This is a genomic window from Fodinisporobacter ferrooxydans, from assembly GCF_022818495.1.
Classification (GTDB): domain Bacteria; phylum Bacillota; class Bacilli; order Tumebacillales; family MYW30-H2; genus Fodinisporobacter; species Fodinisporobacter ferrooxydans.
This window is the reverse complement of record NZ_CP089291.1, coordinates 3,476,716-3,499,744: the sequence shown is the minus strand read 5'-3', so window position 1 is coordinate 3,499,744 and position 23,029 is coordinate 3,476,716. Positions and strand designations below refer to the sequence as shown.

General features: G+C 43.9%; 27 protein-coding genes and 2 pseudogenes. 5 read left to right on the top strand and 24 right to left on the bottom strand.

The annotated features are described in order from the left end of the window. The first annotated feature begins 3 nt into the window (after positions 1 to 3). Both LSG31_RS16830 and LSG31_RS16825 read left to right on the top strand, forming a co-directional pair. Positions 4 to 618, top strand: a complete 615-nt coding sequence (locus tag LSG31_RS16830; protein WP_347436215.1) for a helix-turn-helix domain-containing protein — start codon at positions 4 to 6, stop codon at positions 616 to 618. Next, positions 599 to 1,171, top strand: coding sequence for a PIN domain-containing protein (locus LSG31_RS16825; RefSeq protein ID WP_347436214.1), 573 nt, complete (start codon positions 599 to 601; stop codon positions 1,169 to 1,171). The genes LSG31_RS16830 and LSG31_RS16825 overlap by 20 nt, the downstream gene beginning before the upstream one ends. A 1,224-nt stretch (positions 1,172 to 2,395) precedes the next feature. Here LSG31_RS16825 and LSG31_RS16820 read toward each other — a convergent pair. The 10 genes from LSG31_RS16820 to LSG31_RS16775 form a co-directional block, all read right to left on the bottom strand. Next, positions 2,396 to 2,929, bottom strand: coding sequence for a DsbA family oxidoreductase (locus LSG31_RS16820; protein ID WP_347436213.1), 534 nt, complete (start codon positions 2,927 to 2,929; stop codon positions 2,396 to 2,398). A 91-nt stretch (positions 2,930 to 3,020) separates the two neighbouring features. After that, positions 3,021 to 3,638, bottom strand: a complete 618-nt coding sequence (locus LSG31_RS16815) for a thioredoxin family protein (RefSeq protein WP_347436212.1) — start codon at positions 3,636 to 3,638, stop codon at positions 3,021 to 3,023. A 69-nt stretch (positions 3,639 to 3,707) separates the two neighbouring features. Further along, positions 3,708 to 3,824, bottom strand: coding sequence for a peroxiredoxin family protein (locus LSG31_RS16810; RefSeq protein WP_347436211.1), 117 nt, complete (start codon positions 3,822 to 3,824; stop codon positions 3,708 to 3,710). Positions 3,825 to 3,885: 61 nt separating this feature from the next. Next, positions 3,886 to 4,113, bottom strand: coding sequence for an NAD-dependent epimerase/dehydratase family protein (locus LSG31_RS16805; protein WP_347436210.1), 228 nt, complete (start codon positions 4,111 to 4,113; stop codon positions 3,886 to 3,888). A gap of 35 nt (positions 4,114 to 4,148) precedes the next feature. Then, positions 4,149 to 4,244, bottom strand: a complete 96-nt coding sequence (locus LSG31_RS16800; protein ID WP_347436209.1) for a tautomerase family protein — start codon at positions 4,242 to 4,244, stop codon at positions 4,149 to 4,151. A gap of 87 nt (positions 4,245 to 4,331) precedes the next feature. Then, positions 4,332 to 4,868: a flavin reductase family protein gene (locus tag LSG31_RS16795; protein WP_347436208.1), complete on the bottom strand. Its 537-nt coding sequence runs from the start codon at positions 4,866 to 4,868 to the stop codon at positions 4,332 to 4,334. Between the two features lie 881 nt (positions 4,869 to 5,749). Then, a complete protein-coding gene (locus LSG31_RS16790; protein WP_430734285.1) occupies positions 5,750 to 6,418 on the bottom strand; it encodes an AAA family ATPase in 669 nt (222 codons plus the stop codon). Positions 6,419 to 6,914: 496 nt separating this feature from the next. After that, complete coding sequence (locus tag LSG31_RS16785; RefSeq protein ID WP_347436207.1) at positions 6,915 to 7,109, bottom strand: hypothetical protein; 195 nt, start codon at positions 7,107 to 7,109, stop codon at positions 6,915 to 6,917. A 225-nt stretch (positions 7,110 to 7,334) separates the two neighbouring features. Further along, complete coding sequence (locus LSG31_RS16780) at positions 7,335 to 8,159, bottom strand: anti-sigma factor (RefSeq protein ID WP_347436206.1); 825 nt, start codon at positions 8,157 to 8,159, stop codon at positions 7,335 to 7,337. A gap of 41 nt (positions 8,160 to 8,200) precedes the next feature. After that, complete coding sequence (locus tag LSG31_RS16775) at positions 8,201 to 8,800, bottom strand: RNA polymerase sigma factor (protein WP_347436205.1); 600 nt, start codon at positions 8,798 to 8,800, stop codon at positions 8,201 to 8,203. A 167-nt stretch (positions 8,801 to 8,967) separates the two neighbouring features. Here LSG31_RS16775 and LSG31_RS16770 point away from each other — a divergent pair, with 167 nt between their 5' ends. Next, on the top strand, positions 8,968 to 9,603 hold the full coding sequence (locus LSG31_RS16770) for a hypothetical protein (RefSeq protein ID WP_347436204.1): 636 nt from the start codon (positions 8,968 to 8,970) through the stop codon (positions 9,601 to 9,603). A gap of 29 nt (positions 9,604 to 9,632) precedes the next feature. Continuing rightward, a complete protein-coding gene (locus LSG31_RS16765; RefSeq protein ID WP_347436203.1) occupies positions 9,633 to 10,319 on the top strand; it encodes a class D sortase in 687 nt (228 codons plus the stop codon). A 273-nt stretch (positions 10,320 to 10,592) separates the two neighbouring features. On the opposite strand, the gene LSG31_RS16760 is transcribed toward LSG31_RS16765, so the two are convergent. The 13 genes and pseudogenes from LSG31_RS16760 to LSG31_RS16700 form a co-directional block, all read right to left on the bottom strand. Then, on the bottom strand, positions 10,593 to 11,180 hold the full coding sequence (locus LSG31_RS16760; protein WP_347436202.1) for a haloacid dehalogenase type II: 588 nt from the start codon (positions 11,178 to 11,180) through the stop codon (positions 10,593 to 10,595). After that, positions 11,080 to 11,364: pseudogene (locus LSG31_RS16755) on the bottom strand (hypothetical protein). Before LSG31_RS16755 ends, LSG31_RS16760 begins: the two are co-directional and overlap by 101 nt. Before the next feature lie 129 nt (positions 11,365 to 11,493). Then, positions 11,494 to 12,489: a glycosyltransferase gene (locus tag LSG31_RS16750; RefSeq protein ID WP_347436201.1), complete on the bottom strand. Its 996-nt coding sequence runs from the start codon at positions 12,487 to 12,489 to the stop codon at positions 11,494 to 11,496. Next, complete coding sequence (locus LSG31_RS16745) at positions 12,489 to 13,301, bottom strand: aminoglycoside phosphotransferase family protein (protein WP_347436200.1); 813 nt, start codon at positions 13,299 to 13,301, stop codon at positions 12,489 to 12,491. The genes LSG31_RS16750 and LSG31_RS16745 overlap by 1 nt, the downstream gene beginning before the upstream one ends. A gap of 338 nt (positions 13,302 to 13,639) precedes the next feature. After that, positions 13,640 to 13,915, bottom strand: a complete 276-nt coding sequence (locus LSG31_RS23385) for a hypothetical protein (protein WP_430734302.1) — start codon at positions 13,913 to 13,915, stop codon at positions 13,640 to 13,642. A gap of 412 nt (positions 13,916 to 14,327) precedes the next feature. Continuing rightward, positions 14,328 to 14,522 (bottom strand): hypothetical protein, encoded by a 195-nt coding sequence (locus LSG31_RS16735; protein ID WP_347436199.1) that lies wholly within the window; start codon positions 14,520 to 14,522, stop codon positions 14,328 to 14,330. Positions 14,523 to 14,848: 326 nt separating this feature from the next. After that, positions 14,849 to 16,207 (bottom strand): FAD-dependent oxidoreductase, encoded by a 1,359-nt coding sequence (locus LSG31_RS16730; RefSeq protein ID WP_347436198.1) that lies wholly within the window; start codon positions 16,205 to 16,207, stop codon positions 14,849 to 14,851. Between the two features lie 55 nt (positions 16,208 to 16,262). Then, a complete protein-coding gene (locus LSG31_RS16725) occupies positions 16,263 to 16,502 on the bottom strand; it encodes a hypothetical protein (RefSeq protein ID WP_347436197.1) in 240 nt (79 codons plus the stop codon). Then, complete coding sequence (locus LSG31_RS16720; RefSeq protein WP_347436196.1) at positions 16,489 to 16,761, bottom strand: hypothetical protein; 273 nt, start codon at positions 16,759 to 16,761, stop codon at positions 16,489 to 16,491. The genes LSG31_RS16725 and LSG31_RS16720 overlap by 14 nt, the downstream gene beginning before the upstream one ends. Before the next feature lies 1 nt (position 16,762). Next, positions 16,763 to 18,277 carry a hydantoinase/oxoprolinase family protein gene (locus LSG31_RS16715; protein WP_347436195.1) on the bottom strand — a complete coding sequence of 505 codons (1,515 nt, stop codon included), beginning with the start codon at positions 18,275 to 18,277 and terminating at the stop codon, positions 16,763 to 16,765. Positions 18,278 to 18,315: 38 nt separating this feature from the next. Further along, a complete protein-coding gene (locus LSG31_RS16710; RefSeq protein ID WP_347436194.1) occupies positions 18,316 to 19,155 on the bottom strand; it encodes a hypothetical protein in 840 nt (279 codons plus the stop codon). A 104-nt stretch (positions 19,156 to 19,259) separates the two neighbouring features. Beyond that, the gene (locus tag LSG31_RS16705) at positions 19,260 to 19,865 is read right to left on the bottom strand and encodes a hypothetical protein (protein WP_347436193.1); all 606 of its coding nucleotides are present in this window, start codon (positions 19,863 to 19,865) and stop codon (positions 19,260 to 19,262) included. Between the two features lie 23 nt (positions 19,866 to 19,888). After that, a complete protein-coding gene (locus tag LSG31_RS16700; protein ID WP_347436192.1) occupies positions 19,889 to 21,067 on the bottom strand; it encodes an ROK family transcriptional regulator in 1,179 nt (392 codons plus the stop codon). Between the two features lie 312 nt (positions 21,068 to 21,379). Here LSG31_RS16700 and LSG31_RS16695 point away from each other — a divergent pair, with 312 nt between their 5' ends. After that, positions 21,380 to 22,297: an aldo/keto reductase gene (locus tag LSG31_RS16695; RefSeq protein ID WP_347436191.1), complete on the top strand. Its 918-nt coding sequence runs from the start codon at positions 21,380 to 21,382 to the stop codon at positions 22,295 to 22,297. Between the two features lie 217 nt (positions 22,298 to 22,514). Here LSG31_RS16695 and LSG31_RS16690 read toward each other — a convergent pair. Continuing rightward, a pseudogene (locus LSG31_RS16690) lies at positions 22,515 to 22,979 on the bottom strand (SDR family oxidoreductase); the annotation flags it as partial. Between the last annotated feature and the right edge of the window lie 50 nt (positions 22,980 to 23,029).

Below are 23,029 nucleotides of genomic sequence, written 5' to 3'. Positions count from 1 at the left end.
ACCATGCTTATGGAACATGATCATGAAAAATTATGGGATGCAGCAATATTTTTGGCGGAACATGACCGCTTATCAGAAATGGAACCCATTATAAAAGTCTTACTTGGCGAAACCCTGAATACCTTGGAAAAACCGACTTATGTAATTCATCAGTTAGACATAGCATTAAGCAGCATAGATTCAACTGAAGATCTATCACATCTAAAGACATTGGAAACGACGATTAAACAATATATGAAAGCTGGGGATCTACAGTCAGCCCACAAAGTGCTGATTGAATACATCTCAGCTGTTGCCGTAAATCGAAACGACATTATCGCGTCTTTATTATCATTTAATCCTGAGTCGATACAGGATTCCGATGAGGCCATTGAGGGCTTTTATCGCGTTGGCGAGGTAGCAAAAAAATTAGGAGTGTCAACACAGACCGTGAAACGCCATTGTGAAGAGGGTCGTTTTCCTGGTGCAACGAAAACACCCGGTGGTCATTGGAGGATTCCAAAATCATTATTCCGAACTACTGATGAACAGGACGCGAAAGCTGAGAAAACACTTCGCCGTCTAGATGAAAAAAACCGGGCAGGCGGTGAAGTAGATGATGAGTTCAATCTCATATAAGCTGCCAAAGGCATTTTTAGATACAACGGTATTATGCGGCGCACTGCGAACAGATGGGCTCAATCGACAATTGTTGTTCTTGGCACGGGGTTCCATGTATTATCAACCGGTGATTTCGAAAGTATGTCTATTCGAAATGTACAACGTAGCACTTACTCGTGGGTTACAAGGTGTAACATATTCCATTGAGGACCTCGATGACTTTATGGAAGATGTGGTTTATCCCTTACTGGAAGAACATAATGTCGTAAATTCCCGTGTCGGGAGATACAGCTTTGTTTCAAGGCTCCATGCAAATCGGCCAACCGGAGAGGTTTTAGTCGAGCTAACGGGGCGTACTCATGAAGAAGCAATAACAATCATTAAAAGTCAAGGGATGAATCAACCGTTAACCACCTACGATCCTGATGATCTGCATGTATGGTTAGCGGCAATCGACGAAAATTGTGACTATATTGTCACAAGCAACACCCATCGTTTTCCGGAACAAATTGGTCGTATTCGTCGAATTCATCCAAGAGAATTTATATATGGTATTTTAACAATTGAATAATGGTAAAAGTGAATTATTTAATAGTGTTTTAGCTACTGCATAATATCCAAAAGTTGATGTCGTTTGATGCCCAGGATCTGATATCTAAAGTCGCTAGATATGCGAAGCGATTAAGACCGCTAAGACTTCATATAGACTTGAGTGATGTCTCCATTCCTACATTGCCCAGAATCCCGTGCTGGGCCTGCCATACAGTGGGCGATGCAGTGCAGGGGACGAGCCCCTTACGTTTCCCCTTAACGGATGCAGGTAATGATAGTAAAGAAAACTTACAGATTTGCCTTTCCGAAGAAACACAAGCTGACTTTATTATCAAGCGGAATCTTCGAAAAGAGAAACTAGAAACCAAATGGCAGACGGATACGGTTATGGAGCATTTGGTGGCTATACCCGCTGCGCAGTTGTCTTCCTCATCATCTTTGTCCTATTTATCCTGATTGTTCCTTATGGAGCAGGATACTAATCGATTTCCATGTAAACATTACGGCAAGCGTCTCCACCATTTTTAAAATGCGTAACTCTGAATCTGACCGTTCCATAGTTGGAGTGGTCGATTCTTTTTTTTTGCTTGAAAAACAAACCCGAATCAACGCATGAAATCCGAACCAGTATGATGTAAGTTGTAATGAAGTTTACAATACCAGCCTGCTGTTTTAGATACGAAATTATATATACTTTACAATATAAAACCGGGGGTACTCTTCGTCACTACGTTCGCCCAATCGTGTAAGAAATTTTAGTGTCTCCAAATAAAAAATCGTAAATTTGGATCGATCAGTCTTTTGAAACCCTTTATGAAATAAGATGGAATTAGTGAAGGTAGCTTTTAAGGAGGACCTGAAGAAAAATGGGTATTGGCTCACTATTAACAAAGATCATACTCCCGGTAATCTTTACAACTTAGATCAAACATACGATACAACGCGCGTAAGAATTATTGGAAAGATAGTTGCAATTCTTTCAACGTTTCCAGGTTAATGGAAACCCTGCAATTGAAGTATCCGGATTCTTATCCGAACTGAAGGATATTCCTTTTCTTTATTGCCTTAAATTTTAGGTGCCCTTGAGCGATCGTCAGGGGCACCTACTTAAATCAAGGTCCAACGAGAAATTATGTTTTTTGATACTTAATCTGTACTCGGCTAAAAAATTTTTGTAAGTTTCATCCAGTTAGATTTACCGATGTATCAGCTATTACGTCGAAGGTTTTATCCCTTATCAAATTTATTCTATAGTTCCATCAAGAAGACGCTTGAGCGATTCATAACTTTGTACCCCCATGACTCCGCGATTGCCAACTATAAAACAAGGGATTCCGGTTATTCCCATTTGCCTCGCTTCTTCATGCTCTTGAATAACCAACGAGCGATAACGCCTTGTTTCAAGCGCTTCCCGAAATTTCTCCGGATCCAATCCAATTTCCGTAGCAATGTCCACCAGTACATTTCGATCATTGATGTTTTTTTGCTGTTGAAACTGAGCGGCAAATACTTTATCGTGATACACATTTCCCTTTCCATACTCTTCCGCGAATTTGGCACCTTCCAGTGCAAGTCTGGAATGGGGACTTTTATCGTTCCATTTCATCTCGATGCCATATTGTTTGGAAAGCGCTTCAACGCCCGCTTTTGCACGGGCCATATATTCCGGTGGTTTCGGTGGGACTTCTACTCCTTCTGGCCTTAATTCAAACGCCTTCCATTTCACTTCGATATTTCGTTCCTTGGCCAACTGGTCAAGCGGGACTTTCCCGATCATACAGAAAGGTCAGAGAAAATCCGAGTAAACCGTGATTGTATCGGCCTTCATTTTTTCACCCCAGATTGATTTTTGTTTTTCAAATTCAAATTTATTTTGTTTTCTTGTCTATTGAAAACACCTGATTAGGTACAAAAGACGTACCTGGTATTACGCAACCTTCCGGGCCACAAACTAACCCGCCTAGTTTTTCCGCTTCCTCCGCTTTTTCCTTCTCCAGCTGTGTCTGCTGCCATTCAATATCAATCGTCGGCGAAAATTTCTCCGGATAACGGATATACCAACGTTGTTTCCGGATGAGGAAATTGTCCGGATCGAGCAATAACGCATCGTCCAATTCCCTCAACGCTTCGTCCTTCTTCCCTGTCTTCAAGTATTCATTAGCCAGCTTGAATTTCGTCTCCGCGAGTTGTTTCTCGATTGATTGCGTTTGGTTGGTTACATGGTACGCATCTTCTAGCTCGATTGGAGTCTGTGAACCATTAATCAATCGTTCAACGGCTTTTACATGTTCCGGTTCTGTAATCCGAAAACCTTGTTTGGCAAGAAGAATGACACCGTCTTCATTTAAGAAGATGCCATTGGGAACGATCTTAAAACCGAAGTGGTCGGATAACATATTCTCACGATCAACCACGGTAGTAAAAGATTTATTTTCCGCATACTGCCGAACAGCATCAGCGCCTTGGATGTCAACGGCTACGGACAAAATTTCAAACCCTTCGGCATGATGCCGCTCATAAAACGCCTGCCAACCTGGCAGTTGCTCACGGCATCGTCACCAAGAGGCCCACATGAAAATCAATACTTTCTTGCCACGATACTCTTGAAGCGATACAAGGTTGCCGTCCAAATCCGGCAAGGCAAAATCGAAAATTTTTTCTCCTAAAGCCATCTAAACCCCCCCTTATGCTATCATGAATTTTACTTCTCTTATAATGTATCAAAAAACATCATCATGTATATGTAATATTTCTTACAAAAGTGGTTTGCCTGAACGCAGTTTGATTGGATAGTTCGGTGACGTAAAATATCTTTATGATAAAAGTAGCAGCGCTATTTAGGTTTTCTTTTCTCCCTGTTGATAGGTTATCAATAACTACAACTTCATATTTCCTCTCTATCAATTTATCAACTATATGTGATCCAATAAACCCGGCACCGCCAGTTACCAATACTTTCATTTTAAATCCCCCATTATTTTGTCAATATTCATGAGTTAATCATCGAGCAATTTCGTTACACCTTGAATCAGTTGTTCTTTTTGTTCTGAAGTTACCCCATCTTTTGTGATCTTAATGTTTACATAAGGCATTTGGGTCATCCTTTCCTATATAAGTTAGTAGAAACCCTCGATTTCATCGCATACCGATGAATGACGGAAAGCAGCGAATACGAGGAATTATAAATCAAATCCCTTTATCGGTAACACCAAGGGGCCTTTCATAAAGTTTCGAGTACGCCCCCTCTGCAAGTATTCCACATTTAATGTCTTCTTCTCCGGATGCAGTGCTTCCCCCTTGAGGATGTCCCCGATCACGATGAGGAAGTCACCATTGTCAATCATATTCACCGCTTTACAGTCAAAGTAGGCAACAGCATCCTTTAAAATTGGGCAGCCGGTTTCGGCATACATGAATTGATCCTTCCCTAGAGCATCGATCGTTTGATCACCCGAGAAGAAATGATCCTGCAGTTCCTCCTGGTCTGCGGCGGCCATACTCAAAGCAAATACACCACTACTTTTTACGATGTCTGCTCCTTCAAATTCTTTAGGAAAGCAGGTTAACATACGAGGAGGTTCGTGCGAACATTGTGTCGACCAGCAGCCGAAATGAAAATGAGCCCTTTTTCCATCCTTGGTTGAAACAAAAAAAACACCTCGTGACCTTAAATCGTAAATAGGGCTATAGAGATCAAATTGTTGTTTGGAATCCATGTTGTTCCCTCCATCAATATTGTTGACTTTTTTTGACCTTCTCTGGCAGTTTTTTAAACCATGTCATTATTTTATTGAATGATCACCGAATTGTATGTGAGATGGAATACAGAACTGCTTGCTATATGATTTTACTTACCACTCGCATAGAGGTTTCCTGTCACCCTACAAAGAATGTTCTTTCCAAACAGGCCCATACGAATATTTTCGTTGTGTTTTGTTAGGAATCTTACATATTTTCTTGTTTATTTGCCTTATACTTTTGGAAAATGAAGGTGCATTCTGACCCTCGGATTAGTAGTCGAATCGTACCTCAGTATTGCCAAAAAACACAGCTTACTTCACTCATACAAAGCTTATAAGAAGAGGTGTTTTACTTGAAAAAACATTGTCCCATCTGTGCGGAACTCAGGCATGCAATGGAACGTCCCTATTGCGAGGATTGTATCGAAGAGAAATTAAAAGCATTCACACCTCTCTCCCAGTTGTCTTCAAATCAACGCTCTATGTGGTTTTTACTCATTATTTCCCAACTTGCCACAATTATGATCAACATCTTCTATCCATCGACTGCTTTGCTCGTTCTATATGCGCTTCCAGTGATAATCTTTACGTTGTTGGTCATGAATGTGTATCTTGTAACGGTCTTTAGTGGTATCTCGATCGCCATCTGTACCTTCTTATCTCCGGAGCCATTTATGTGGGAAGGAACGATCATCCCATTTCTTAGTTATATATTCATTAGTCTGCTCATAAGACAGCTCGTGATTGTATCAAAACGCAATCATGAACAGCGCATAGAATACGAGGAACTGTTCATGAATACGATTCTCTCCTTCGCTAGAACTGTCGATGCAAGAGATCCTTATACGGCTTTCCATTCAAGAAATGTTGCGAATTATAGCCAAAAGATTGCATTGGAACTCGGGCTTACCCATGATGAAATGGATGCTGTCTATCTGGCTGGTATCATTCGCTCCACTTCCATGACTCTTTATGAAGTACAGGAATATCAAGCGTTTGACAGACACCGAAATCCCACGTCTCGCCTTGACTAGACAATCAATCGCTTCTTTGCCAAAATCTTTTTCCCCACCCCGCGCGAGGGAATACGCTTCATCGATAAACAAAATGCCGCCGAGAGCTTTTTTGACATGCTCACGGGTTTTTTGCGCCGTGTGGCCGATGTACTCCCCGACCAGATCGGCACGCTCCACTTCTACCAAATGCCCTTTTGACAATACGCCCATTTCCCGCAGGAGTCGGGCCAGGATTCTTGCAACCGTCGTCTTTCCGGTTCCCGGATTGCCTTTAAAGATCATGTGCAATACAATCGGTTCTGTCTTTAAATGGATTTCTGCCCGTTTCTGCTGGATCTGTACAAACGCGAACACTTCTTTCACAAGTGTTTTCACTTGTTTTAACCCGATCAGTTGATCCAATTCTGCCATGATGGATTGTAATTGTTCCGCATTGGAAAGGGGTTCTTTTTTTACCGGTTTGGTTTCATTGCGTACTGGCGCAGTCGAAAGTGATTGGCCAGGTTTCATGCGAATCGCTGGATCCGTTCGCTCGGAGTGCAGCCGTTTAAACGCTTCTTGCAACGCAAGATGACCGGCTTTATATTCTTCAATGACTTCGTTTCTTTCATAGCGGGAAGGGATTTGCTGCCCTCCTTTTGCCACGGTTGTCACCTCACTTTTCTCAAGGTTGCTGTAGTATACGCAAGTGAGATAAGATGGGTGAATGCCTACTTTCTTTCAGGTGCCAAATAAAGAGGAATGGAGAACAGCACAAAGCTTAATAAAAAATGGGACGATTCGTGCTATAATTTTTAAAGCAAAAAAGGAAAAGAGGAATTTTATTCCTGAATTATTCATATATCGAGACCGAAGGTCTCATAAACCTTGTTAAACCTGTACATTGACAACTTTTTTTATTTCACTTAATCAGTGAATAACAAAAGGAGACCAATCTTTGGTATTGTTATAAGTGCAAACAAACAAAATACCAGGAGGTCTCCTTAAAATTGTATAATTTTTAGATTTAATTGTTTGAAGCAACTTCCTGTTGTTCTTTTTTCTGTAATTTCATAGGACGTTTTGCCCAAACTACCATAAACAAAGCAAACATTACTAATAGAATTTGCGGGACAGCACTCTCCCAAGATGGGTATAATGCTATGAAGTCAACACCAGGAAGAGGTGCCGTTGTTGATGGTAAAGCCCCTGCCAATTGCAAACTGTGGATTCCCATCCCCGTAAATTTCAAACATAAATAGAACACAATGAAACTAGATATCATGAAAGCGGAGTCAAATATTGAATCATCCGATCCAGCAATTGAACCGCACCTTGATTATTGCCCGCCGCAATCATCGCATTGATTGTTACCATATCTCGTTCCGAATCGCTATAAATACTTGCCGACTGTGCAACAACAACGCCTTCGTCGAGGGATACCTCGTTAGATCTTTGTCCCCAGAACCTTTGGACCGCGTGGAGAGGTACTATCCGGATCAGGTTCTTTCGTAATACCGATATTGTCAAAATCAATTGTATTTGCAGAATTGTATACCAGAATGCCATCTCCGCCAGCGTTCACCCGAAATGTCCCGGCGTTAGTCCGTTTGCCATCCTTCAATAACCAAGCCTGGTATACTTCTTGTCCCCTAAGTGGCAAAGCTCCGTGAACCTGTATGACTATTTGCATACCTGTCGCTGTCTTCGTGAGATATGCGGCACCCGTCATCGCGGAAGTCGATTTCATTGCATATAACGAATAGATTCGATCCAAATCCATCGCATCGGCTGGTTGCAATGGCATATCAGCTTGCAGTCTCTCCTGATACGAGTAAATATTCCAGAGGGAAATTCCTTGCGCTAGGACGAGTCCGGCAACAACCGCTACAGCAGCTTTACCATATGGATGACTGATAAACGTCCTCCACAACGTTTTTTTGTCTATTTGACCAGAGCCTTTTATTGTATCGGATGTTTGGTCGTCAATGGCAGGTCTGAAATCACTCTCTCCCAAGGAGGATCTTGCAACGGGTGCTTTCGATTGAAACGCATGGTACAATGTCTTTGCTTTCAAATCATCGGGAATCTTCACCGGCTCTACAGTATAAGGCAGCGCTTCCAAAACAGGTTGTATGTCTTGAATCTCCAAACGACATCTCGTACAGTTGATGAGATGCTTTTCAAACATCTCACGTTCTTGTTCCGATAGTTGTCCGAAAGCGTAGGATAGACACTGCGAACACATCTCATGATGTAAATCACGGACCAAATCTCATTCCTCCTTACCCGTTTTCGTTATCCAGCTCATGTTCACGTTTTAGTCTCCCAATTTAGTTTGCTTTTCAAAGTTTTAAGGATCGTATGCAGTCTGCTCTTAACGGTACCTAAAGGCAGATCCTTCTGCTGCGCAATTTCGGATAACGTATTCCCCTGCCAATATATCAATTGCAGAAGTTCGATTTGCTCCTGCTTTAATGTACGCAAACTCGTTTGTATCGCTTCCCGCAATTCTTCTTGTTCGAGATTCCCCAAAAAGTTTTGGTTCTCATCAGGCAACGCGTGCAAATCGATGGAAGGTGTAAGTGCAAATCGATTTTGTCTCGCTTTTTTTCGTAGTCCGTCTATCGATGCATTTCGAGTCAAAGCCAATAGCCAACTGGAAAACTTGCCTCGTTCCGGATGATAAAGCCTTGGTGATGTCCATATTTTCATAAATATGTCTTGTACGATTTCTTGACTTAATGATGGATCTTCGGTAATTCGCAGCGCAAACGAATAGGTGATGGAGACGTATCGTTCATACAATTCCTCTAACGCTGTGCCATCCCCTCGTTCCATAGCGTTTAACAACTCCAAATCAGACAAATTCGTCATGTTGCGGACAATGACACCCCTTTGAACTGCAATCAACCATTCAGAATACCCCTATCAAAAATACGATTGATCGTTCCGTTCGGTTTTCCAAAAGTATAACAAAGAAACAAAAAATATTTTATAAAATATGCGAACCGTTCGCTTGGACACGTCGTTAATTAGATTGAAACAACCAATCAAAACTTAAAGGAGCGTGTAAAATCATGAAACGGATGGCAGCATTTGGATTCATCGGGGTAGCCACAGCGTTATCGACCTCAGTCGCTTTCGCAGCAACACCACCACCTGATTTTCAAAAAATCGGATTTCCGACAGTCGTGGCAGAACAAACGATTGACCCGACAAAAGCAACAACAGTTTCACATGACAACATCAAAATTGCAATTCCATCCGGTGCATTCAATCGACCAGTAAAATTCGAAATACTGGAAGGACCCTTGACGAACTTCCAGAACAAAGCACCCGCAGGTGAAACTGTTTTGATGGATTTTGCGTTTAAAGTCGTAGATCCAGCCACGAACACAATAATCGGTAAATTCAACAAGCCTGTCGTATTTAGTTATACTGATGCAAATATCAATGTAAATAGCAAATATTATGATACAACGACCGCCGGTACATTTGTGTTAAACAAAATCCCAGCAAAAATCAATGGAACGACCTTGTCACATCCGATTCTTGGAGCACCTGTTGGGTGGGCTGTCACATCTCCTTCTAATTCTGTAAAACAAGCCACTTCACCTGTAACTGGATTTGCATACGGATCTTACGCGGCAACCGGTGCAGCCATCCTCTTGACGGGAGCTTCCATCTTGTACTTGAACCGCCGTCGAGCTTAACACTGAACTCTTTTTTTCACGTAACGAAAATGACAAAACGTACATTCATTCGCTGGATCGGAGCTGGACTGCCGGTCGTCGGTACAGCAGTTCTCCTTTACCCTCTATTCTTGTTGGCGTATTCGCATATTATGTCGTCCATCCTGCTGCATCAAGCGCAACACATCATATCAGATGCGAACACGACGGAGCCGAATTATCTGCCCGTACAAAAATCCGACAGCATACACCAGCCAAATCGTCAGCCCAACACCCGCATCTCCGGATTGTACCCGGTACCTGCTCCCGCACTTTCGAGGATACCGGAAAAGGGCAAAGTAATTGGGGAACTTTCGATTCCTGAGTTACACCTCAACGAGCCAATTCTCGAAGGAACGGATCAACCGGAACTTGCCAAAGCTCCTGGTCACTTGCCCTCCAGCGTAATGCCAGGGCAAATCGGCAAAAGTATTATTGCAGCACATAACGTAACGACGTTTCATCAGATTGACTCGCTCAAGCCAGGAACCAAGATCCTTGTAACAACCGAACAAGGAACGTTTACGTTCTCCGTTATGAATCAACGAATTTTACACGTAAACGACCCTTTGCCAAACACAGCATATCCGGCGCTCGACCTGGAAACCTGTTACCCATTAAACGCATGGCATCTTACTGATCAGCGGCTTTTTGTAGAGGCTGCACTCGTCAAAAGCATCCCGAACTCGTCACATTAGAAGTCCTTCTATGTGACGTTTTCTTTCAACATTTCAGAATCCATGAGGCCAGTACAAACACAAGCGGGATTCACGGTATTACCGAATTACAGTTTCAATGATCAACCAAGCATGAACGCTTTTTTAATACCGGGTGGATTTGGAACACGACAAGAAATGCATAATAAACGCCTCTACGATTACATTGCTGTTCTCAAAACAGTATCCATATCGCATCCGGTTCATCAAAATTTCATTCAACTTATTTCAAATTCCAAGAAATTCCGTCAATCTTCACGATGAAATACAATTGGCAAGTTCCAGCAAGTTGTTGACCGTATAATCGGGACGTGCTCCCAATTCTTCTGCCGTCTTTCCTTGTCGATTGATCCACCCAACCGTGAATCCAAAAGATTTAGAACCGGCGACATCCCAACCGTTTGAGGAAACGAACAAAATTTTGTCTTTTGATAGGCCAAGTTTGGACACTGCCAATTGATAGACCTGTGGATCCGGCTTATAGATTTGTAAAACATCAACACTTAGAATCCCCTCAAAGTACGCTTGAAATCCGGCGTTGTTTACAACAGACTGTAGCATATACTCCGTCCCATTCGATAAAATGACAAGCTTACATTTCTGAAATGCTGCCAGTGCCTGTCTGACTTCCGGATAGTGCTCGAGTGTCAAATACGCGTTGATCAATGATTCGATCGTATCGTTGGTATACTGCAACTGCAGTTGATTCAGCGCAAATCGGAGTGCATCCCGATTCACCTGTTCAAAATTCGCATACCGGTGCATTAATGAACGAAGCCATGTGTACTCGGCCAATCGGGATGCGGTTATGCATCGCAAAAACCAGTTCCTGAATGAGTTCACCAGCGTGCTCCCCAACCATATGTGCTCCGACAATCTGCCCTTATTTGTCTGCGATCACTTTCACAAACCCTTCCGCTTGACAATCGATAACGGTGCGATCCACATCATGGAATGGGGCTGTATATACGTGTACCTGTCCGTGGCGGTCTTTTGCTCGAACAACAATCAAAATTTTATCTGTCACTTTTTATCTCACCTTTCTAACCATAATGATGTTTTAAATAATATTTTTTTATTATTCACTGCTTACGGTTTGTTTTCTATAACCTATCTTACAAACCGAAGTTGGCCACTCACAATATCGGCACACGGTCTATTTCAACCATTTTGCAAAAAAATCCCGGTAACCCTCTTTCATTTTGACTGTAGAGAAATGATCGAACGCATATTGGCGATTTTCATCGGATACCTGAAGCGGATGGGCCAGAGCCATATTTAATAAGTCAAACCAATTTTCCTCATTTCCCGCATAAACATGTCTGGAGGAAATATGACGATAGCATGGATGCTCCGGCTTCACAATCAATTTCCCCATCGACAAAGCCTCCGCCAACGGCATGGCAAATGTATCAAACCTTGAACATGACCAGTAGACCTTTGAAGTATTCATTAACTCAAAAACTTCATCGCGGGATAATCCAAAACGCAAGTGTAAGTTCGATGGTAGGGAAAACCGTTTCATGCTTTCCCTATAGCGCAGTCCTCCAAATACCATATAGATCTCGACCTGAGGATTTTGGCGGGCGTAATCGACCACAAGATCCGGACGCCGATTGGATTCATCCCGCCCAATCCATACGACTCTGTTTGGTACTATTTTGTTCGGATCATAATGTTTCATGGCTAATTCATCTTCAACTCCGATCGGAATGACAGTGACATCATTCACACCGAACTTTACGATTCGTTCTTTTAAAAACTCCGTTTGCACGATAGCCTTTTCCACCATCTGATAAAAGGGAGTCATCATTTCCGAGTTGGCCAGCTCCGGATCCGGGAAACTATGTGGAAATAGGACAGCATTTGGAATAAATAGCTTTAAAAATGAAAAACCGGCGACGGTATAAATCACATGCTCAATTTTTTCGGATCGAATCTTGTCAAGAACGATATCATAATTGACCAAATCGCTTTTTTCAAATTCATAGCCGGGCAACACTTCAGTGGAACTCACATGTCTTTCAGGAGAGATAAAAACAATATCCACACCGATTTCGTGACCGATTTGTTTTAGTCTGTCAGCCCAAACACGAGGTCCTTGTGCCTCTCCAAACTGAATTTTTCTCATTACCAAACCGACTTTTTTCATTAGAAAATCTCCCTTGTTTTTAAATAACAAAACAAATCATAAAAAACAGTTTCTCCTTGCATCCTTAACATTTCCTCTTCACGGCGGCTATTCTTGAGATCATCGGAAATGTAAACCAACTCCAATAAACGGTTCAGTAAATAAAAAGTCCTATATCCGTCCAACAATCGGGAGTCCATGTATTGTTTGGAGAATAAATGAAACAATCTGGCTCGTTCTTTGGGAAGCAAGGAAGCTCTTTTATCCGGGTAGCATGCATGAATTAATGTATACAAGTCTTGAAAAATGGAGTGATACCCTGCATTCTCCCAATCAATTGCTATCACATCATCATCTCGAATGATAATGTTTCGGGGATGATAATCTCCATGAGAGAAGATAACGGGTTCCGATGCCGGTCCCATGATATCAACGAATTGCCAAATATGAGCAATCATTAGTATTCTGTCTTTCGGCCACAAGAACACTTCACAGATTTCTTTCAAATCCGGCCCTTTCATTAAACTGGCATAAATGGAGTTTGTTGTTATTGGTAGAATGTTGGTTTTAAAGCTTAGTTCATGAATCTTTACTATCAACGCAAATGCACGCTCATAAAAGCTGGGACAAACCTCCAAGTGCGGTCCATGAATATATTCCATCACCAGATTGCTATTACAATCATCCAAACGTTCAATTCGAATGAAGCGGGGTACCGGAAAGTTCTTATTGGTTAAATAGCGTAGAACTTCCCCTTCATTTTCTGAACGAGTCACTTTATGTATGTACGTCCCATCAAATTTAATTTGCACCTGATTTTTGAAATGAATCAATCGATTCCTCCCTCCCTTTTGATACAGTATCCAATTACTATTATGCTATGTGCTTTTCTTTCGATTCCTACCTGGATGTTATGGTAACATTTCCGATACTAAGGAAAAATTGCCCAACTAATTTAAAATAAGGATACACACAAACAGTTTATCCAAATTGCAATTTACAAAATATGAAAAAAGTTCCTTTCTTTTTTCTTTTAGCTGTTCAAAATACGTATCTGTATTCGGCTCATAACCCTTTTCACGAAGTACCTTGTTGCTGTACCTCCAATCGAACCCCTACTCTTTTTCAATTGTTTTGAGTGCTAACCCCTTATTAAAGTGTAAGTCATAAATCATCTCAAAATTCTTATCCCTTTTTTCTTTGGCCACGTCAATTTGATAATCTGTATTTCCCGCAGGAGTCGGGCCAGGATTCTGGCAACCGTTGTCTTTCCGGTATCCGGATTGCCTTTAAAGATCATGTGCAATTGTTCCGCATTGGAAAGGGGTTCTTTTTTTACCGGTTTGGTTTCATTGCGTACTGGCGCAGTCGAAAGTGATTGGCCAGATTTCATGCGAATCGCTGGATCCGTTCGCTCGGAGTGCAGCCGTTTAAACGCTTCTTGCAACGCAAGATGACCGGCTTTATATTCTTCAATGACTTCGTTTCATTCATAGCGGGAAGGGATTTGCTGCCCTCCTTTTGCAACGGTTGTCACCTCACTTTTCTCAAGGTTGCTGTAGTATACGCAGGTGAGATGAGATGGGTGAATGCCTACTTTCTTTCAGGTGCCAAATAAAGAGGAATGGAGAACAGCACAAAGCTTAATAAAAAATGGGACGATTCGTGCTATAATTTTTAAAGCAAAAAAGGAAAAAAGGAATTTTATTATATCTTCTGGGGGACATTGGAGGATTCTTCGTATTCATCCACTATTGGAATTAGCAACTCGTTATCGATCATACGACTGAGCTGTATGTACCAGGCTTTCAATGTAGCAAATCTTACTATTCTACGAAAACTTATAATAAATCCAATATTTATCCACGATCAATCATATCCAAAATTTCTTCTGTTGTATAAAAATCCCCATTTTCAATGTCCTTTTCAGCCCGCTCAAGGCTTTTTAGCAATTCAGGATTGAATTCAATTCTCCTTCGCACGTCAGAATCCGCGTCTTTGATGGTTGCAACATGCGCATCAAATTCTTCTTTAATCAAACCAATAATTTCCATTCCGCCTCTTTCATCACGCGGATTAAGTCTTTCACCGGGATAACCGCCTTGTTACCGACGATTTTATCGAGTTCTTCTTTCATAATAAAATCCATAGAGATAACCTTCCTTACTTAATTATACGCCATTTTATGATTCTATTCTTCTAATAACTCAATGCCTATAACCTTCTCCGCGTTTCGCAATCGTTCCGAAACCTAATCTTTATACTACTTGGAGAAGGGTCACCGTTGGCATGGATGACCAACGGTTCCAATTACACAACCAGCACCCAACTTCAACAAGGTTCGTACAGTTTTAGCCCGACGATTGTCTACATAGGTTCCTTACAGATCTACCAAGGAAAATCCAAGATCAGCTCGATTCGTCAATAGATTCCTTTGAAGCTCACCCACCTGTAAATCGTGCGGTGAGACACCTTTGAGAGCCGCCATCGCTGCAGCCGTACCCGCCGCTTGACCCGTAGCCATGCAACTCGGAGTAAGCCATGTTGTGGAGTGGGCATCATGTGTGGTGGACATGCATCGGCCCGCCATCAGAAGGTTGTCAACTTCTTTCGGAAGCAAACACCGATACGGAATATCGTAAGCACCATCGTCGCCAATCCAGGCGGAATCCACTCCTTTTCCGGATGGATCGTGTATGTCAATCGGATAGCCGCTGCGGGCAATCACATCCTCAAATTTCCGACCTTGAATGACGTCATCCCGATTTAACTGATACAATCCAACTGCACGCCTCGTTTCCCGAACACCAATTTGTGTACCAACCTGGGTGATACGTGCGTTTTCAAAGCCTGGAATCTGCCGGTTCAAGAATTCTGCTATCATCACCACCTGCCTGCGCCCTTCTACTTCCGCTTTCGTCAAATCTTCTACTTGTGTTCCGTCATACCCGGAGACGCGTGATTGGTTAATTAATACTTCATCCTCACGTGGCCCTATAAAGAAAAGGACTTGGTCACGCAATATGGGCAAATCTGCCTCTTTCCAGTGTTTATAAAACCCTTGGACACCAGTCAAGGGGATGCGATCAAGATCTGCTATCAAGCTTTTCTTGTAGAACTCATCGGGGTGTTGCTTCATGTAATCCCGAATTGCATCAATATTGACATGATTCATACGAAACTTCATGGTCATCGGTTGCGTCTTATGATCGCTTTCTCGCCCTTTCAGTACTTCCGTACCTGCCCAATACGCCACATCCGCATCACCGGTCGTATCGATAAAAATTTTACTTTTCACCGTTTGCATCCCGGATTTGTTTACGACCTTAACGCTTGCAATATGTCCATCTTTCGCCTCTGCCTCCGCCACATATGTATGAAGCATCAGCCTACATCCAGAATCCAGCAGCATTTCTGCTGCAACAAGTTTGAACATATCTGGATCAAACGGAGTCAGTGTGTGAACGAACCCAATTGTGTCTCGCAAATGGCCAGGGGATGCATTCCGGCGTACAAGCTCATCCACAATATCTTGTGCTACTCCACGTATCACCTGTTTGCCAGCCATCGTATGGAACGTTTGCCAAGGATATACGAGACTAATGGTGGACATGCCGCCGAGAAATCCATACCGTTCAATAAGTAATGTACTTGCGCCCATTCTTGCGGCGCCCAGAGCGGCTGCTATACCTGCAGGCCCACCACCAAGTACCGCGACATCTACTTCTAACTCATTCATACGAAAAATCCTCCCTTGTATAAGTGCTGTGTGAATAGTTGTGCGGCGAGCTCAGTCACCAGCTTAGGCTTGATTTTTTCCAGCGAAAGAACGGATGCGGCAAGGTGATGGGGCTTTCCTGGTAAGCAAAGCCCCATTTACTGCACTCGAAGAAGTGGTACAACTCGTGCCCGATAAACAATTCTTCGACATCCATAAACGCCCACTCTGTCACCGAGTTTTGCCTTACTTCATTCCAAAACTCACGAATACTCGTTTGAAACAAAGTAATCTCCCGTCGATCAACGTCGATCAACGTCGATCACCGCGTATAACAAAGCGCTTTGGATGTTGTTCTCCTTGCAACTCAAAATCGAAATGTGATGGTCTGCCGCAACGCTTGAAGGCAGCCTTTCGCCAGCGATGTCACGATAATCCTCAACGCAATGTTCCACCCATTGCACGATAAAGGCTGCGCAATTGCGGCGTTGTGTCGGCGTCATACGCTTTGCATCGGGATCATGATCCATCATGTACTCGTACAGAATATTCCAAGGCTGAAAGAACGGATTCATATTACGCCACACCCCGGCGGCACAAGATCAACACAAGCTGTTCATTCGTTGAAGTCGTTTGCAATTCCACAGTGGCTAAACTTAACATCTGTTCGACGCTTGGCAATCCGGACAAATCGATGATTCGGTTGGGACTCAGAACGAACAGGTCAGGCAGCTCTGCACCGCCGTCACCGTAAGTGGAAACGCTGTTGACTGCATCCGCCAAGGTTATAGACAACCTCTCAATCGTTGTAGACACCACCGAACCCTGTGCTCTCTGCAAACGGATCACTCCGCCGTTGTCTATCACTCGAATGGGCTTTTTGACCCTTTGGATCAGACCGAACAAATGCTTCTTGCGGACTTCAGACGTATAGGTGTAAAAGCTCTCTGTGCGTCCGGCAAGCTTCACCTGCTCTACAGAAACACCAAGTGATTGTGCAGCCACTTGTTGCAACTCTTTCTCTGTCAATTCGGCAGTTGCACGATTTTTCGTTCGCAGTTCCGTAGCACCGATCGCAACGGCACGAACTACATTCCGCTGGGGGTCGACTTCCACTTGGATTTCTACGGTTTCCGGTGCTGCACCGGCTCGAAGTACCTGCTGCAATGCCTCTTCCCGTACACGCAGAATATCTTCATTCGTAGGTCGTGGAATCGTTCGCTCGACGACATCCCGGACCATGGCGAGCGCGACACCAATTGGAGATATGACCTCGGCATTCCTTGCAATAACGTGTGAAAGTCCCATGTACTTGCTGAGATAAGGAACGACAGCCGCACTGCCTCCGCCGCCGCCTACGAGCGTGATCTCCATGCCTTCCAGTTGATAGTCTGCAAGCATGGCGCGTATAACCTGTGCGTTCTTTTCTGCGGCTTTTTCGTGTATATGCTTAAGTATGTCATCGATCGGCACGCCTAGGAAGTCTGCCAGTTTCTGCAATCCAAGACGTGCCTTATCTGCATCACCATACGCATAGTGTTCAGGTTGGACATATCCGCTGGCATTTGCGGCACACGCAAGGGTCAAAGCCACAAGACGCCCATCCGGGAGTCGGAGAACCGCGTAATCATCCGGATCACCTGGCCGCGGCTGAATGCGTTCCACGGTTGCGCCATCTATGTTCGCCTCGGTGTAAGTCGCATACTCCAGACCTGCAATGTGTGCACTGCGAGGACCTATATCCACAATGCGCCCGTCCCCAACCCGTATCATGCTCCCACCAGCAATCCCCACTTTTCGTACGTCCAGGGAAGTCACATACGTCTTGTGTCCGCCAATTTCCGAATAATCCACCATCACTTTCCCGTCACGGATCACCGAGATATCGGTACTCGTACCTCCGACTTCTAAAAACACCCCATTTGAAACACGTTCATACATCAACACACCGGCTACCCCCGCTGCTGGTCCCGACAACAATGTAAGAATGGGACGCCTGCTCAACTCTTCCACACTCATGACACCCCCATCACAGCGCATAATCATCAGCGGCGACATGATACCTGCTGTCTTTACGCTCAATTCTGTCATGGTGGCCGTCGCCATCATCTTAGGGAGTATGCTCGCGTTTATGACTGCTGTACGAGTTCTCGTACGAAGTCCGTAAAGTTTGGAGATTTCATGCGTCGCAGTGGCAGGAATTCCAAGCTCTTGGGAGTAATTTTGCACTTCCAATTCCACGCTCGGATCATCGACACTAGCGACAACTTGGGTACACGTGTCTCCATTTGTGGCGGTGTTTCGAGACTCTTTACGGGTTTCGCCCATGTAAAACGAAGACGTGCACGCTTAAATTCAATGACTGCAAAAATCAGCAGCATAATAGCGGTGGCTGCAGCGAGAATTAATGCAAATGTGCGTACCGTGTCCAAGGAAACGCCTGTAACCTTTGTATAGAGCTGCCAATTTGATAGGTTGACTTCCAACCCGATTGCCTGTGCGAATAAGTAAATACCCACTGCCGTGATTGCTGGCAAACCGATAGACATAAAAATCGGAATTACGATGCTTGCTACCATGATGGTTGCCCCTAATCCACCGATCGTGGTAAATAAGAGTCCGACAGCGATTGATAGCAAAACCACAATGAGGAATGGGCGATCTCCACCAAGCTCTGCAGCAGTCTTTACCATTGTCTTGGAAATGCCCGTTTGATTCATGATTTGCCCCAACCATGCACCAAAAATCACAGCGATGTAAGCGGAAGCAAGCTTGATGGATCCTTGCTCAATCACCGTTGTGAGGAGCCCGGTATCCTGGCCTTTTACCATATGGATCAACGGCATGCCGCCAATTATTCCAATGCCAATCGCCAGAATGGGCAAAGCAAGTACTGTTGGAATCTTCCTTAAGAACATAAATACTGCAATGACTAAAAATAAAATGATAATGCCGATTGCCTGCCACATCTATAGTTCCCCCTCCGCACCTTAGACTTGATTAATCGCTTGTCGAAACTCATTTGTTCGTTCAAATACCGACTGCGGTGCATCACCCGTTACCACAGCACCAATCATGATTGGCTTACACCAGCTTCATGCAACAATGGCACATCACTTGCTTTGACAGCCCTCTGTGTAGGTACCAATATCGGCTTCTTCACGTTGTCCGCGATCGCGCGGTATTTGAGTAGGTCTTGAACACAAAGCAACTGCCCATATCCTTTATGGTCGATAATGCCCACCTCCAGTACATCTACTGGCAAATGATTTACGGCTGCGAGCTGATCAGCGGTATATGAACTGTCTATCGCAATCATCTTGGCGACATCGGGAATGGAAAGAAGTTCGGCACGTGCGTGATGCCCGTATATGGAAAAAAATGAAAAACCAAGTTCTATGAAATCGGATAAGTCATTCCCTAGAGCTTGTGTAGACGCCCCTGGTACAAGTCCAACGGGAACGCCTGCTGTCTGAACGATCTGCTGCAGGGTCTCGCTTTGCTCTGAGATTGAACTAAACGCCTTGCCACTCGCAAAATGTTCGACGTTTGCGTGCACCTTAATGGCATCTGCCCCACCTTCTACAGCGGCTTTTGCCATTTCAAGGTCATTGTTGGGTAGACTGACAACCAAGACCATCTTTTTGCTGTCAAACAACGCAGTGAATGAATTTGCCATGTTGCTTCCCCTCCCTTACTGAATTACTTCTCTCCAATCCATGTTCGGAATGCAAAACCTGCAGCACCAAGCAAGGCTGACGATGCCAAACCACCCGACAAAACCTCCACAGGCTTACGTAACGATTTTCCCTGAAGCAATTCGGAAAGAGCCCTTGGCCACAAGCGGTACGCATCCGACCCCAATACCACCCCCTCTACTTGTAAGAGTGCCAAGACCGCGTCTAGTGCCTTACGCAGTGCACTTACAGCATCCTCACAAATGTGTTGAGCCAACTCATCACCGCACCTTGCTTGCTGCACGACATCATCCACACTCACGTGTGTCGATAACAGTAACAATGGATCTGCCTTGTCTGCCAATTCAAGCAACTTGTCAGCTAACACCCGGTGCATAATGGCCCAACCACCTACCAATGTATCAAGACAGCCGCGCCGACCACAGCGACATGCCACTCCTTGAGAAGCAACTTCGATGTGCCCAATATCTCCAGTGAACCCCTGCAATACAACTTTTCGTTGCAGGACCAGCGATGCATCCACTGTCTTTGCGAGGTTAAGATAAAGAAAACTGTTCAGTTCCTTACACACACCAGTGTCCAACTCTGCCAATGCCATACCGTTAACCTTTCGTTCCATGCGTACCGGAATTCGATACTGATAACGCAATGCTTCCGCAAATTCGATTCGCTCTGATGAAAGCGAGGTTGAAAAGAGCATCTTTGCCTTGCTGATATCCAGATCTTCGGGTACCGTGATGCCTACACCCACAACACAATGCTTGTGAGCGTCTCTCATGAAGCCATGGACTGCCACCATAATTTTTTCAAGAAGTGAAGAAATTTGATATTCCTCAATTTCTATTTCAACAGTGCGCAGGGGCTCGTAATGTAAATTAATCAATGCAACCGTTGCTTCATTCGGTGCGGTTACATCGATCGCAATGGACATGATGTTTTGCCGATTCAGATCAAGGAGAATTGGTTTACGACCTACATGGGACTTGACCTCTCCGCTCTCCAACAGCAGGTGTTCCCCCAACAGCTGATCCACGATGTTCGTTATACTCGCAGGGCTCAAACCCGTTATATCACTCAAATCCGTACGCGACAAAGGACCATTGGACCACAGTGCCTGCAGTATCGCGTCACGGTTTTGCCTTCTTAATTCAGCTGTCCCCTTCGCGCTCGACTTTCTTAACATGAAATTCGCCTCATCATTCTAAACATTCTTTAAATTTATTAAAGCATAGCTAAGGTCGTTTTTTCAAGAAGTAAATTAATATCACAACTCACTACGCACAGTATCAATTGCATGTGTAATTTTCTCATGAGTTCGTCAGGATTCCAAATAAAAAAGAGGAAATACACGGAAGCTTCTCGAATTCGTGTTAAGTTAAAATAAATGGTGAGCGGGTGAGGAATTGCACCATTCTTCTGCGCTAGCAAACCCAACATGCCAAATTACGCAATTATAAATTAGGAGAAAACATTACTTTTTAGTGGGAGGACATTCATGAGAACAATAAGGCTTGGAAGCAGCACATTAGAAGTACCGGTCGTTGCAGTCGGATGCATGCGTATCAATTCACTGGACAAAGCAGAGGCTGAGCGCTTTGTCCAGGCTGCACTGGAGGAAGGCGCGAACTTCTTCGACCACGCCGATATTTACGGCGGCGGAACATGTGAGGAAATATTCGCGGAGGCCATTCAAATGAACGATGATATTCGCGAAAGGATCATCCTGCAATCGAAGTGCGGCATTCGGAAGGGAATGTTCGACTTTTCCAAAGAACATATTTTAGGGTCGGTTGACGGCATCTTGAAGCGGCTGAAAACCGATTATCTGGACGTTCTGCTTCTGCACCGTCCGGATGCGCTGGTTGAGCCAGAAGAGGTGGCGGAGGCTTTCGATATTCTTGAAAGCTCCGGAAAAGTGCGGCATTTTGGCGTTTCCAATCAGAATCCGATGCAGATACAGTTGCTGAAAAAGTCAGTGAAGCAGCCGATTGTGGCAAACCAACTGCAACTAAGCATCACAAACGCCACCATGATCTCCAGCGGAATCAATGTGAATATGGAAAATGATTCTGCCGTGAACCGAGACGGCAGTGTGCTCGATTATTGCAGACTGAACGATATCACAATTCAGCCTTGGTCGCCTTTCCAGTACGGATTCTTTGAAGGCGTATTCCTTGGAAACGATAAGTTCCCGGAATTGAATCAGAAGATCGATGAAATCGCGGAGAAATATGAAGTGAGCAACACGACCATCGCCATTGCCTGGCTTTTGCGCCATCCCGCACACATGCAGCCGATCATTGGTACGATGAATATAGAACGGTTAAAAGATTGCTGCAAGGCAAGCGATGTGTATCTGACACGGGAAGAATGGTATAAGATCTATCGCGCGGCAGGCAATGTGCTTCCGTGAACACTCGTTGGCCCGTTGTTTCAAACTACCGAGTTAAAAACAATACTTACCCTCCAGTACGAATCATGTAATAACAAAACGGAGTTCCATAAAGGAGCTCCGTTTTGTTTCCAGACAGATTCGATTATCGATATGGTTTCTTAAAGTTAATTTACTATACGTAAGTGTTCAAAAAGTGATAGCAAGACACAATGAGTTGCAAAGCCATTGATCTGATTCAGATAGTCATGCTTCCAAAACCGCCGTCGACCCGAACCAAAGTGCCGGTGACAAAGCTTGAAGCTTGTTCTGAAGCTAGCCAAATCGCTGCTCCCTGCAGTTCTTCCGGTTTCCCGAAACGATTCATCGGCGTATGTTTCATAATGGACCCGATTCTTTCTTCACTTAAAATTTTCCGATTTTGTTCGGCCGGGAAAAACCCAGGGATAATGGCATTGACACGAATGCCATATGGAGCAAATTCCCGTGCCAAAAACTGCGTCACGCTGTTGAGTCCTGCTTTTGATACGGAATACGTAAATACTTTTGACAAGGGAGTCATGGAAGAAACGGATGAAATGTTAATAATGCTGCCTTTCCGTTTCTGCTCGATCATTTTCTTCGCAAATATCTGGCAAGTTAGCACGATTCCTTTTAAATTGACGTCCATGATGTCATCCCATTCGTCCATCGAAAGCTCAAAAATTTCGTCTAGATTCAGCGCTCCATAAAATATCTTTTCGCGTTGTAAAA

Excerpts from the sequence above, each read along its gene's own strand:
- LSG31_RS16830 (WP_347436215.1), top strand. The coding sequence starts at position 4 with ATGCTTATGGAACATGATCATGAAAAATTATGGGATGCAGCAATATTT.
- LSG31_RS16825 (WP_347436214.1), top strand. The coding sequence starts at position 599 with ATGAGTTCAATCTCATATAAGCTGCCAAAGGCATTTTTAGATACAACG.
- LSG31_RS16820 (WP_347436213.1), bottom strand. The coding sequence starts at position 2,929 with ATGATCGGGAAAGTCCCGCTTGACCAGTTGGCCAAGGAACGAAATATC.
- LSG31_RS16810 (WP_347436211.1), bottom strand. The coding sequence starts at position 3,824 with ATGGCTTTAGGAGAAAAAATTTTCGATTTTGCCTTGCCGGATTTGGAC.
- LSG31_RS16805 (WP_347436210.1), bottom strand. The coding sequence starts at position 4,113 with ATGAAAGTATTGGTAACTGGCGGTGCCGGGTTTATTGGATCACATATA.
- LSG31_RS16800 (WP_347436209.1), bottom strand. The coding sequence starts at position 4,244 with ATGCCTTATGTAAACATTAAGATCACAAAAGATGGGGTAACTTCAGAA.
- LSG31_RS16795 (WP_347436208.1), bottom strand. The coding sequence starts at position 4,868 with ATGGATTCCAAACAACAATTTGATCTCTATAGCCCTATTTACGATTTA.
- LSG31_RS16790 (WP_430734285.1), bottom strand. The coding sequence starts at position 6,418 with ATGAAACCTGGCCAATCACTTTCGACTGCGCCAGTACGCAATGAAACC.
- LSG31_RS16770 (WP_347436204.1), top strand. The coding sequence starts at position 8,968 with ATGAAACGGATGGCAGCATTTGGATTCATCGGGGTAGCCACAGCGTTA.
- LSG31_RS16765 (WP_347436203.1), top strand. The coding sequence starts at position 9,633 with ATGACAAAACGTACATTCATTCGCTGGATCGGAGCTGGACTGCCGGTC.
- LSG31_RS16750 (WP_347436201.1), bottom strand. The coding sequence starts at position 12,489 with ATGAAAAAAGTCGGTTTGGTAATGAGAAAAATTCAGTTTGGAGAGGCA.
- LSG31_RS16735 (WP_347436199.1), bottom strand. The coding sequence starts at position 14,522 with ATGGAAATTATTGGTTTGATTAAAGAAGAATTTGATGCGCATGTTGCA.
- LSG31_RS16730 (WP_347436198.1), bottom strand. The coding sequence starts at position 16,207 with ATGAATGAGTTAGAAGTAGATGTCGCGGTACTTGGTGGTGGGCCTGCA.
- LSG31_RS16720 (WP_347436196.1), bottom strand. The coding sequence starts at position 16,761 with ATGAATCCGTTCTTTCAGCCTTGGAATATTCTGTACGAGTACATGATG.
- LSG31_RS16715 (WP_347436195.1), bottom strand. The coding sequence starts at position 18,277 with ATGACAGAATTGAGCGTAAAGACAGCAGGTATCATGTCGCCGCTGATG.
- LSG31_RS16710 (WP_347436194.1), bottom strand. The coding sequence starts at position 19,155 with ATGTGGCAGGCAATCGGCATTATCATTTTATTTTTAGTCATTGCAGTA.
- LSG31_RS16705 (WP_347436193.1), bottom strand. The coding sequence starts at position 19,865 with ATGGCAAATTCATTCACTGCGTTGTTTGACAGCAAAAAGATGGTCTTG.
- LSG31_RS16700 (WP_347436192.1), bottom strand. The coding sequence starts at position 21,067 with ATGTTAAGAAAGTCGAGCGCGAAGGGGACAGCTGAATTAAGAAGGCAA.
- LSG31_RS16695 (WP_347436191.1), top strand. The coding sequence starts at position 21,380 with ATGAGAACAATAAGGCTTGGAAGCAGCACATTAGAAGTACCGGTCGTT.